Origin of the sequence: Parabacteroides johnsonii DSM 18315, from assembly GCF_025151045.1 — a bacterium.
GTDB classification, from domain to species: Bacteria; Bacteroidota; Bacteroidia; order Bacteroidales; family Tannerellaceae; genus Parabacteroides; species Parabacteroides johnsonii.
Genome location: NZ_CP102285.1, coordinates 4,209,419 through 4,222,082, shown reverse-complemented (window position 1 = coordinate 4,222,082; position 12,664 = coordinate 4,209,419). Strand labels below are relative to the sequence as shown.

The 12,664-nt window shown below is 49.1% G+C and carries 4 protein-coding genes; 3 read left to right on the top strand and 1 reads right to left on the bottom strand.

The window, feature by feature from the left end:
- Window positions 1-32: 32 nt before the first annotated feature.
- Both NQ564_RS17250 and tamL read left to right on the top strand, forming a co-directional pair.
- Entirely contained in the window at window positions 33-4,661 is a 4,629-nt protein-coding gene (locus NQ564_RS17250) for a translocation/assembly module TamB domain-containing protein (RefSeq protein WP_008153171.1), read from the top strand.
- Window positions 4,658-6,961, top strand: coding sequence for a translocation and assembly module lipoprotein TamL (gene tamL, locus NQ564_RS17245; protein ID WP_129650294.1), 2,304 nt, complete (start codon window positions 4,658-4,660; stop codon window positions 6,959-6,961). Before NQ564_RS17250 ends, tamL begins: the two co-directional genes overlap by 4 nt.
- A gap of 140 nt (window positions 6,962-7,101) precedes the next feature.
- Here the strand turns inward: tamL and NQ564_RS17240 are convergent, their stop codons facing one another.
- Window positions 7,102-8,334, bottom strand: coding sequence for an MFS transporter (locus NQ564_RS17240; protein ID WP_039848462.1), 1,233 nt, complete (start codon window positions 8,332-8,334; stop codon window positions 7,102-7,104).
- Window positions 8,335-8,560: 226 nt separating this feature from the next.
- Between NQ564_RS17240 and NQ564_RS17235 the strand changes: the two genes are divergently transcribed.
- The gene (locus NQ564_RS17235) at window positions 8,561-12,529 is read left to right on the top strand and encodes a hybrid sensor histidine kinase/response regulator transcription factor (protein ID WP_008153179.1); all 3,969 of its coding nucleotides are present in this window, start codon (window positions 8,561-8,563) and stop codon (window positions 12,527-12,529) included.
- Window positions 12,530-12,664: the final 135 nt, after the last annotated feature.

Below are 12,664 nucleotides of genomic sequence, written 5' to 3'. Positions count from 1 at the left end.
ATGATTATAACGAAAACACACAATAAGAACAAATGAAACGTTGGATGAAGCGAATAGGGATCATATGCCTGATACCGATGGTATTGGTCATCTTGATTTCAATTCTTTTATATATACCTCCCTTCCAGAATTTCGCTGTGCGGTTAGCCACCGAATATGCCAGTGAAACAACCGGTATGAATATCAGGATCGGGCAGATACGTCTTTCCTTCCCGCTGAACCTGACGGTACGGGACGTAAAAGTCATAACCCCTCCCGACACATTATTGTCACTCGAAAGTTTCCAGGTCAACATCCGTCCGCTGCCACTGCTGAAAAAAGAAGTATTGGTGGATGCAATCGACCTGCGTGGCATGAAAGCCAATACAGGCAATCTGATTGAGGGAATGGAGATCAAAGGTACTTTAGGAAAGCTCTATGCCAAAGCAGATCGTATAGACCTCGGAAAAGAGATCGCCCGGCTGAACAAAATCGATCTTTCGGACACAGCCATCACCCTCCTGATAAACGACACGACAACAAACAAGGATACGACATCGACGACAGTGGGTTGGAAATTAAAGCTGGACCAAATCGACTTGAACCGAGTAGCGTTTGCCATGCAAATGCCGGACGACTCGCTACGTCTTTCGACTTACATCGACAAGGCGGGACTGACCGACGGAATGGTCGACCTCGGATCAGCACGCTACAGTGCATCCCGGTTTCTTCTGTCCGGCTCTTCCCTTAGCTATGACGGTAGCTACAGTGAACCGACGCCGGGTTTCGATCCGTCACATATAGCCTTGAATGATGTGAATATCCAGATCGATTCGCTTTTATATGGAGGTAGAGACATCAGTGTCCGGATCAAAGAATTTTCGGCCAATGACCGATCAGGTCTGACGCTCAGCTCGCTGACCGGAGACATCAGTAGTGACAGCACGACGATACAGGTTCCGGAGCTTCTATTAAAAACACCTTACTCGGAGATCCGGCTATTGGCAACCGTCCCTTGGAACTCGTTCGACGATACGCCGAGCAGCACGCTCCGTAGCCTGCTGACTGCCTCAGTAGGAAAAGAGGATGTATTTATCTTTGCCGGTCCTCTCCCCAAGGAGTTCAAACAAGCCTATCCCCAAAAAGAAATCAGACTGACGGCCGGAATAGAAGGAAACCTGGCTGCTTTACGGCTGCGCCAGCTGAAAGGGGAACTGCCAGGCGTCTTCAATCTGAATATCACAGGAGAGATGAAAGCGGTGGCAGACAGTATCCGCCGTTCGGGTAAGTTTCAGATGGATGCACAAACCGGGAATCTCGATTTTGTTCTCAGCATGTTACCGGAATCCGAACGTTCACGCTATAACCTTCCGGCAATGAAGCTGAAAGGGGAAGCGACTTTGCAGAACCAAGAGTACCGCACCGACCTTTTGCTTACACAAGGCGAAGGTAAGGTCGGACTGACGGCACGCTATAACCCCATACAGGAGTCTTACCTGGCTGACCTGAAGGTTGACAGTTTGAAACCGACCAATTTCCTGCCCAAAGATTCCCTTTACCACCTGACCGCCTCGATCCGTGCCGAGGGGAAAGGGTATGATCCGTTCCGCGTTTCCACCTGGGCTAAATTAGATGGGAAGATTACGAATATCGAGTATGGGACATATGCCGTATCTGACGTAAAGCTAGACGGTTCGCTGGAAAAGAACTTGTTGAAATTCGACCTGCTTAGTCATTATCCGCTTGCAAAGATGGATATGTCGCTGAATGCAACCCTCCACAAGAAGAAAGTGAATGCTATGCTGATCGCAGACGTGCAAAACCTGGACCTGTACGGTATGCACTTTATGAACGATTCGCTGGCCACTTCCTTCCAGCTTTTTGCAGAAGCGGAAACAGATATGGGGAAGAATAACCAGGTGGACATAACCCTCGGCAACTGGGAACTGATAAATCCAACCGGTACGTTCCACCCGAAAACATTAACTCTACGAGCTCACAGCGATAAAGACACGACACGTGTTTCTTTCCACGCCGGAGACCTCGGAATCGTCTTGACCGGAAATGCGGATATCGAGACGATAACCGATAAGTTCACGAAAATAAACGAAGGCCTCACCCAACAGTTGGAACGTGATTCAATGATCAACATACCTGCTTTCCGTCCGCTCTTGCCGGATATGGACCTGAAGATCACGGCAGGCAAGGATAATCCGATCTATAACATCCTGCAACAGTATTATATCACCTTTGACAACTTGGATATCGAAGCCAGTACCTCACCGGAAGAAGGTTTCTTCCTCGATGCCGATCTCTTCAACCTGATGCAGGACACGACACGGATCGACACGATCTGTCTCATTGTCCAGCAGGATTCGCTCGGCTTGCTATACGACACAAAAGTCATCAAGACAAAATACAGGAAGCAACAACCTTTCACCGCTGGCTTGCAAGGGAAGCTCCGTAATACATTTGCCGATGCCGAACTGAAATATACCGACGGCCAGGGCAAAACCGGTATCCGGTTAGGGGTCCGTGTCGACAAGGAGAAAGAAGGACTCCGGCTGCATCTCTTTCCAGAAGATCCGATATTGGCTTTCCGCACGTTTAAGCTGAATGCTGACAATTATATTCTGTACCGCAACATAAAAGATATTGCCGCCGATGTCCGGCTGACAGGTGAAAACAATGCTTCGCTCTGGATCCATTCGCTTGCCGGGGGAGAAGGAATGGAAGAAATCCATGCCGAGTTGAGCCAGATAGACTTGGATGCAATCACGAAGGGGTTCCCGGACCTCCCTTCCATGCGGGGGATGTTGAGTGCCGACTTGCAGTATGCCCCTTCGGACAGCAGCTTCATGGTGGTGGCAGACGCTCATATCGACAGCCTGTTCTATGAAGGGGGTCGGGTAGGAGAACTGATGTTCAATACTGTTTACCTACCGCTTAGCGACAAGGAGCATCAGGTCGACATGCACTTTTTCCGCGACCGTAACGAGGTAGCGGCTATCAATGCCTATTATAAAATGGGGAAAACAGATTATCTGGATGGAAATATGAATATCACCGCCTTACCGTTGGAGATGGTAAACCCGTTCATTCCAGACAACATGGCCAAACTGACGGGGGCCTTACAAGGAGAGCTGGCAATAACCGGGACTACCTCTGCTCCTGCTGTCAACGGGTATGTGCGGATGGACAGTTCAGCGGTATATGTCACGGCGGTCGGTTCTTCCTTCCGCTTCGACAAGCAGGATATCAAGATCAAGGATAATCTGATCAGTTTCGATAAATACAACATCTATGCTTCGGGAACCAATCCGTTTGTAATCGACGGGACGATCGACATTCATAATCCTTCTCGGATGATGGCGAACCTGAAACTGACAGCTCACGACATGCAACTGCTGAATGTGAAACGCAATAAGGAGAGCATGGTGTACGGCAAACTGCTTGTCAACCTCAACTCGACAGTCAAAGGACCGCTCGACGCCTTGATCATGAGAGGAGATTTACAACTGTTAGGAGGAACGAACGTCACTTACGTGATGCAGGAATCCTCACTCACGGCTCAAGACCGCTTGGCTGATCTTGTGACTTTTACCGATTTCTCCGATACGCTGCTGACCCGCCGACACCGCCCGGAAGCCCCCCTGCCCATCGGCGGACTGGACATGTTGATGACCATTCGGATTGACCAGGCTGTGCGTCTGAACGCAGACATCACCCCCGACCAATCGAGCCGCGTGGAACTGGAGGGAGGTGGCGACTTGTCATTCCAGTATACGACACAGGGTGAAATGATCCTGAACGGACGTTATACGCTTTCGGGAGGCATGGTAAAATATGCCATGCCGATTATTCCGCTCAAAGAGTTTACGATACAGGACGGCAGTTACGTCCAGTGGAGTGGCAACCCGATGGACCCGATGCTGAACCTGACGGCAACCGAGCGAATGCGGGCATCCGTCACACAGGACGACGGTAGCTCACGGTTGGTCACCTTCAACGTCGGTGTGGCTATCAAGCAAACTTTGGAGAACTTGCAACTGCAATTTATCCTCTCAGCGCCGGAAGACCAGTCCATGCAACAAGAACTGGACAAGATGGGCGAAGGGCAACGGTCGCAGATAGCCGTCACGATGCTTGTCACGGGAATGTATCTCAACATGAGCGATGTCGGTGGCGGCGGAAAGAAACCGAGTCTCGATATGGGTGCCGCCCTGAACAGCTTCCTGCAAAGTGAGATCAACAATATCGCGGGAAGCGCCTTGAAGTCCGTGGATATCACTTTGGGCATGGAACAGTACGACCAGAACGGTACAGGAGCGGGTGGAGAGCGGACAGACTTTTCCTTCCGTTTCGCCAAGCGGTTCTACAACGATCGAATCAGTATCATACTGGGCGGACGTGTTTCAACCGGACAGGATGCAGGCACCGGACAATCGCAGCAGTTCATCGACAACGTATCGATCGAATACCGCCTCGACGGCAGCGGAACCCGTTATATCAAGCTCTTCCACGACAAGAACTACGAAAGCCTGCTGGAAGGCGAGATCACAGAAACCGGAGCCGGTATCGTCCTGCGTAAAAAGATGCTTCACCTCCGTGAACTCTTCATCTTTAAAAAGAATAAACCCAAGCCGGTAACGGATGACAAACAAACAGAAGAGAAAAAATGAAACACATCAAATATATCGCATATATTTCGTTATTCCTGCTTGCTTCCTGCTCCACAACGAAGAATTTGCCGGAGGGGGAAGTTTTATATACGGGAATCAAGAAGATTGAAGTGACGAACGAGGACAAAAGCAAGGAAGGAGAAGAAGCGCTGACGGAAATAGAGGCAGCCCTTGCCTATCCGCCCAATAACGCCCTGCTGGGGAGTTCGTCTATCCGTATCCCCTTACCGTTCGGGCTATGGGTGTACAATGCGTTCGTGAACAGAAGGGGCAAATTCAATAAATGGATATTCAACAAACTGGCGTCCAAACCCGTTTTCATCAACACGGTCAATCCGGAAGTCCGGACAAAAGTGGCCTATAACCTGCTCCGCGAATACGGCTACTTCAACGGAGCTACTGCATACGAAGTGGAACCGGACCCCAAGAACCCTAAAAAGGCAAAGATCAGCTACAGGGTGGAGATGAACAATGCCTACACATACGACAGCATTGCTTACGTCCGGCTACGGCATCGTATCGACACGCTCGTCCAGCGCAACATCGGCGACCGGCTTCTACACGACGGAGATAATTTCAATGTCGTACAACTCGAAGCCGAACGTCAGCGCATATCTTCCCTGCTTCGTAACAACGGATATTATTATTTCCGTCCCGAATTTATTAGTTACCAAGCCGATACGATCATGAATCCCGGAAAGGTGGCACTCCGTATCTCCACTAAACCGGGGCTGCCACGCACCGTACTGCGTCCCTGGAAAATAGGCGATATATCGGTCTTCTTGAACGGCTACAACAACGAACCTCCGACAGATTCCATCCGGTATAAAGATATGACTATCTTTTATGAAGGAAAACTACGTGTTCGTCCGAAGGTGCTGTACGACCGGCTGAAATTCCGCCCCGGCGATCTTTATTCACAGCAACAGCAAGAAAAGACCCAGACCGGCTTCTCCCGTCTCGGCATTTTCCGTTATTCGGAAATGCAATATATCCCTAAAGATACTGCCCGTCGTTGCGACACGCTGAACTTGCAGATCAATACTGTTTACGACCTTCCGCTGGATGGCGAGCTGGAACTAAACGTGACCACCAAGAGTAATGACCAGACAGGTCCGGGTGCCATCTTCAGTGTTACCAAGCGGAATGTATTCGGAGGAGGAGAGACATTCGGCGTCAGCATGCGTGGTTCCTACGAATGGCAAACCGGCAAACGAGTTTCAGGCAGCAGCTCGGCGATCAACAGCTGGGAGTTCGGTATCAGCGGTACGCTGACTTTCCCACAGGTACTTTTCCCCAGTCTGATAAAGTATGATACGAAATACCCTTCCAGTACCTCTTTCCGTATCTATGCGGATCAGTTGAACCGTGCCAAATTTTTCAAGATGCTGGCATTCGGTGGAAGTGCCTCGTATGAGTTCCAGCCATCAGCAACCAGCCATCATTCGGTGACGCCGTTCAAGCTGACCTACTCACTGTTACAACATACAACACATGAGTTCGACTCCATCGTAGATGTCAACAAAGCGTTAGGACGAAGCCTCGAGAATCAGTTCATCCCGTCTATGGGCTATACATACACATATGACGATTCTCCCATCACCACCAAAAAGAACCATCTCTGGTGGCAGTCTTCTATCACACAGGCAGGTCTTATCCTCGACGGTGCCTATGCCATCGCAGGCAAGAGTTTTAGCCAACGGGATAAAAAGTTATTAGGAAACCGCTTCGCACAGTTTGCTAAACTAACGAGTGAAATACGATACAACTATTATCTCGGAAAAAAGCAACACCTAGTCGGACGTCTGATGGCCGGAGTCGCATATAGCTACGGCAATTCGATTACGACACCTTACAGCGAACAATTCTATATCGGCGGTGCCAACAGTGTCCGAGCTTTCACGATCCGAAGCATCGGGCCGGGCAGCTACCGCCCTACCGACTCAAAATACGGCTATCTAGATCAGACCGGCGACATCAAGTTCGAAGCCAATCTGGAATACCGTTTCCCGATCTTGGGCGACCTACACGGCGCGACCTTCCTCGATGCCGGTAATGTTTGGTTACTGCGCTACGACGCGAGCCGCCCCGGCGGACAGTTGCAATGGGGCCGTTTCCTGAAAGACCTGGCTTTAGGTACCGGTATCGGACTACGCTACGACCTGACTTTCCTCGTCGTCCGCCTGGATTGGGGAATCGGCCTGCACGTTCCGTACGACACGGGGAAGAAAGGATATTACAATATCCCGAAGTTCAAGGACGGAATGGGTGTACACCTGGCGATTGGGTATCCGTTCTGACCCTCGCCATAGCCCTCCCCTCCGGACATAAAAAAGGCGCATCCGAACGGAGCTTCGGACACGCCTTCCTGCTATTACAGCATGGCAATATATTTGATCTTGAGAATTAAAAAGGCTTTTGGTTTATTACTGTATTTATGTTATTTATCAGTCTTTAATGCTACCGGTTTGAATAAGAAGACAAAAAGGATCAATAATATGAACGAGAACACGGTCGAGATAGCAAAGACAATAGGCCAGTCACATTTATCCCCGTCACGGAAAAGACCGATCAGCCACCCGTTCCAAAGTGTCCCGATCAAGAAGCCGATACCCCATACCAGGAAGAAAAGCAGGCCCTGTGCCTGTGCTTTCATTTCTTTTGGTGCCACATTGTCCGTATAGACCTGGCCACCGACAAAGAAGAGACCGAAGATCAATCCGTGTACGATAATCCCGATATAATAGAACCATTGCAAGCCGGTTTCCGCACCGATATAGAACGAAGCATACCGAACCACGAGGGCGATCATACCGAAGATCAGGGTATTCTTGATCCCGGACTTTATCAGTATAGAAGTGGTGATGACCAAGAAAAACATTTCAGCCAGCTGTCCGAGGTTCAATGTCACCGTTATATTTTGTACATGTTCGTCGGCGAGAATCATCGAACCATATACATGATACAAGTTGAACGGAATGATAGCCAGAAACGTCAGGATCATAAAAGCCCGGTAATTCTTATCCTTCATCAGGGAGAAAGCGCTGAACCCGGTTATATCCATCACCGAGATGCCGGCCCTCTTATCAACCGAAGGCGGGGTATGCGGCAGCCGCAGGTTCAGAAGCGCAGCCACAAAACAAATGGCGCCGCCGCAATACATCGGCAAATTCGTATCGTCAAAAGCGGACAAATGCATCACATGAAGGGCGATCACGCTGAAGATACCCGAAGCAACCCATCCCACCGATCCGAACATACGGATACGCGGGAACTGTTCCGACGGCGTGTGACTCATAGCGATCGTACTGGTCAGGCTCTGTGTCGGCATATGACAAAGCATCGCCAACACGACACATGTCATAAGCGGGGCAAACGAGATCTGCTGGGCTGCCAGGAGCAAAAAGACACCCGTCAGTATATTCAATACTGCCAAGATCTTCTCGGCGGCAAAATAACGGTCGGCAATCGCACCGATAAAAGAGGATGCCATCGCACCGATAGCCATCGCACTCAACACCAATGAAACCTGATACACTTCCAATTTAAGCGTATGGGAAAGATAAGCGGCTAAAGGAACCCACCAGACTGCACTCAGCATATACTGCATAAACATCATGGTGCAGAGTTGAACTTTCGTTCCGATTCCTTGTTTTGTAGTAAGAGTATTCATATAATAATTAGAATAAAAGGTTTTTATTACCTGTGTTTCACAATTGGTACAAATGTATTGATTCCCTACAGTCGGTTTGTTTGACCTTGTTGCAATCTTTTCCGTATTCATCTCATTCTCTGCCATTATCACCCTTATTGAGATGATTTATGAAATCCATGATACAATAAAAGGAAATCCATAATGCATTTTTCAGTATCTTTCGCCCATAATAGCGAAGTCATATATGAAACATCTGAAGTTAATCTTATCCATCCTATTCATATTTTGTCTCACCCGGACATATGCAGACGACAGCAACTATCTTTTCCGCCATTATCAGGTCGAAAACGGACTCAGCGACAACATGGCCACTTGCTGCGTGCAGGACAGGAAAGGATATATCTGGATCGGGACACGCGACGGCCTGAACCGCTTCGACGGATATACGTTCAAAGTGTTCCGTAACGACCCCGACGAAACCGAGACATTGGGAAGCAACTGGATCACATGCCTGGGTTGCGACACGAACGGCGACTTGTGGGTCGGGACGCTTTCGGGATTATATCAGTATGACGATGAAAAGGAATCATTCCGGCATATTCCTTTCACTGCAGATAAGGGGATCGACATTTTCCAGTTCGATCAAGATAATAAACTATGGATACTAATGGACGGCAATCTGATCCAATTCAATACAGAGGATAACCAGTTCCGCATCTTTGCTCCGGAAAACAACCAGAGCTACACCACTTTCTGCATTACTCGCGAAGGTAGTATCTGGATCGGGAGTTCGGACGGTCTGATCTCATTGCTGAATCCGGAAGATGGGACGGCGGAATCCTATGATGTATTCGCTCATTCATCCCCAAACACGCCACGGAAACTCTCTATGTTATATCCCTCTCCTACGACCGACCGCATTTACATCGCTTTCGAGCATGATGACGTGAAGATATTCGACCCGGCTACACGCAATTACCAGGATCTGAACATTCAAAAGATCAACCAGCTTACGATCCTGATCAACAGCTTCCTCGAAAAAGACAAGGATGAACTATGGATCGGGACAGACTCCGGGTTATTTATCTATAAGATCAACACCGGCGAGTGCACCCGTATCCGTCAGGACCCGTTGGACCCGTATGCCTTATCGAGCCATTTCATCTCTGCATTCTGTCGGGACCGGGAGAACGGTATCTGGATTTGTTTCCACCAGAACGGCCTCAACTACTATTCCCCTTTCCGCCCTTTCCATGTACATTATCCCTGGGATGGGCAGCATTCGATGAAAGGGGAAGTGATCCGTGATATCTGTACCGATGCATACGGCAATATATGGGTCGGGACGGAAGATGCGGGCATCAACTGCCTGGAAAAGAAAACCGGAACATTCACCAACTACCAGCCAGTTCCAGGGGAAAACGGGTTGTCGCACACTAATATCCGGGGCTTGGCCGCATCAGGCGACCGGCTCTGGATCGGTCACGTCATCCATGGCATCGACCTGATGGATATCAAAACGAGGAAGGTGATCAAGCATTATAACCTGCTGAAAGATTCTCTGACTGTCAAGAATAGCACCGTCCGCTGCATCAAAGTATTGCAAGAGGGACAAGTCTATGTCGGGACCGACGACGGTATCTACAAATATGACTTTTTGAACGACCGTTTCCTATATGCTCCGCAATTTCCACCTTTCGCGGTGAACTGCATCTACGAAGATCGTTTAGGAAGAATCTGGACCGGTATGTTCAACCGAAGTTTTTATTATAATCCGATCAGCAATACCGGCATGTATCTGCCGTACGACAAGCTGAACACCCAACGCCATAATTTTGTCAACGACGCTTGCGAGGACAAAGACGGCAATATGTGGTTCGCCACCGTAGAAGGGGTTATCAAATATGACTTCCAGACCGGTGAATCCCTGCATTACACCGTAAAGAACGGCATGCCGAGCAATGTTGCCTTCCGCATCCTGCCCGACGAGAACGAAAACTTATGGATCAGCACGGCCAACGGGCTGGTCAGCCTGGAAACCGAAACGGGCAAGATCACGACCTACACGGAATCTCACGGGCTTATCACCCGTCAGTTCAACGACAACTCCGCCTTCAAAGACAACGAAGGAACTTTCTTTTTCGGCTCGGTTAAAGGCTTTATCCATTTCACACCCTCCGAAGTAATTCCGGCAGCCGAGAAAATGAACGTCCACTTGGGAAGCCTCGAAATCCAGAACGAGGCCGGCGAGAAACGCATCATTAACTGTTCTGCCGAATCGGAGACGAAGAAAATCACACTAACTTACAAGCAATCCACATTCAGCATCAACTTTTCCGCGCTCAACTTCATCGCCCCCAGATCTGTCCAGTATTCATACAGGATGGGGAATATGGATAAGGAATGGATTCCAATCGGAGAACGTAACACGGTCTATTTCGCAGAACTACATCCAGGTGATTACACCTTCGAGGTACGGGCCGCCAACCTGTCAAACAACTGGAGCGACACCCCGACACGGTTGAACATCACCGTTTTGCCACCCTGGTGGGCATCAGACACAGCATATGCCTCCTATATAGTCGTCATTCTCACTATCACTGCCGGCTCTTTCTGGTCCTGGCGCCAGAAAACTAAACGGGCAATGGCCTACAACATGCAATTGTTCGAAGACCAGAAAGAGAAGGAACTGTATCAGGCCAAGATCGATTTCTTCATCAACATCGCCCACGAGATCCGGACGCCGCTCACCTTGATCAAGAACCCGCTCGAACGCCTATTGAAATCCGACAAGATCGGGGAAAAAGAGAATAAGTCACTTACATTGATGGATAAAAACGTTTCCCGCCTCCTGTCGCTGGTCAACCAGTTGCTGGACTTCCGCAAAACAGAGATAGAAGGATACCGCCTCAGTTTCGTCCGGACAGAGGTCGTCTCGCTCTTGAACGATACGGCCAAACGATTCCAGGAATCGGCAACAGCACACAACCTATTGCTGAATCTCGACTTGTCGTTACCGGAATTGTACGTGTTCGTGGATAAAGAAGCTATCACGAAGATATTCAGCAATCTGTTTACGAACGCTATCAAATACGCGTCCAGCAGCATCATCGTACGCCTGCAACTTTCTCCCGATTATGAGACATTCACGATCGATTTTATCAACGACGGCACTCCTATCCCTTTTGAATTAAGGGAAAAGATATTCGAACCCTTCTACCGGATGGAAGGAGACGCCGTCGGCAAACCGGGGACAGGACTCGGCTTACCCTTGGCACGTTCACTGGCAGAGATGCATCACGGTGGTCTGAAATTAGAGACTTTCACCGACAGTCCGTCCATGACAATGTTCCGTCTGACTTTACCCGTCAAGCTCCCCGAATCCATCAAGCAAACAGAAGAGGAAGCAACAGCACAAGCCGTACCTCAGAAAACAGAGTTCATCCACGACGAATCGCGCCCGACGATCCTGATTGTCGAGGACAACAAGGAAATGGCCATTTTTATCGCCGACGAAGTCAACCTGTCATATAATGTAGAGATAGCCGGAAACGGAGCCGAAGCAATCGCATTGTTAAGGGAACGTAGCTTCCAGCTAATCATCAGCGACGTGATGATGCCTGTCATGGATGGCTTCTCCCTTTTGAAAAAGGTGAAGACGGAGATCGAATTCAGCCATATCCCAGTCATCCTGCTGACAGCCAAAAACACCATGCAGTCACGCCTGGAAGGCCTGGAGTTAGGAGCCGACGCTTACTTAGACAAACCCTTCTCCACCAATCTGTTGATGGCACAGATTTCCAACCTGATCTCCAACCGCGACAATATACGCAAATTCTATTTCAACTCTCCGATAGCGAACATGAAATCGATGGCCTATACCAAAGCGGACGAAAGTTTTCTGGAAAAGCTGAACGAGATCATCAACGAGCATATCGGCAATCCGGCTTTAGATGTAAACATGATCGCAGACCTGATGCACCTGAGCCGTCCCACCCTGTACCGGAAGATCCGTGCGATTTCCAACTTGACTCCTAATGAACTGATCAAGATAAGCCGCCTGAAAAAGGCTGCCGAGTTATTGATACAAGGGAATATGAAGATATATGAAATTTCGGAAGCGACAGGTTTCAGTTCCCAGTCTTATTTTTGGTCCGCTTTCATCAAACAGTTCGGCATGAGCCCGTCAAATTATGCGAAAGAGAATAAATAAGAGGGCGTGTCAAATATCGGTATTCATGGGGCGCAGACAACACAGATGAACGCAGATATTATTAATTATCAGCAAAATAAATCTGCGTCCGTCTGCGTTGTCTGCGTCATCCGCGTCCGGTAATATCAATTTGGC

What these genes read in the sequence shown, in the direction of transcription:
- NQ564_RS17250 (WP_008153171.1), top strand. Translation starts at nt 33, where the DNA reads ATGAAACGTTGGATGAAGCGAATAGGGATCATATGCCTGATACCGATG.
- tamL (WP_129650294.1), top strand. Translation starts at nt 4,658, where the DNA reads ATGAAACACATCAAATATATCGCATATATTTCGTTATTCCTGCTTGCT.
- NQ564_RS17240 (WP_039848462.1), bottom strand. Translation starts at nt 8,334, where the DNA reads ATGAATACTCTTACTACAAAACAAGGAATCGGAACGAAAGTTCAACTC.
- NQ564_RS17235 (WP_008153179.1), top strand. Translation starts at nt 8,561, where the DNA reads ATGAAACATCTGAAGTTAATCTTATCCATCCTATTCATATTTTGTCTC.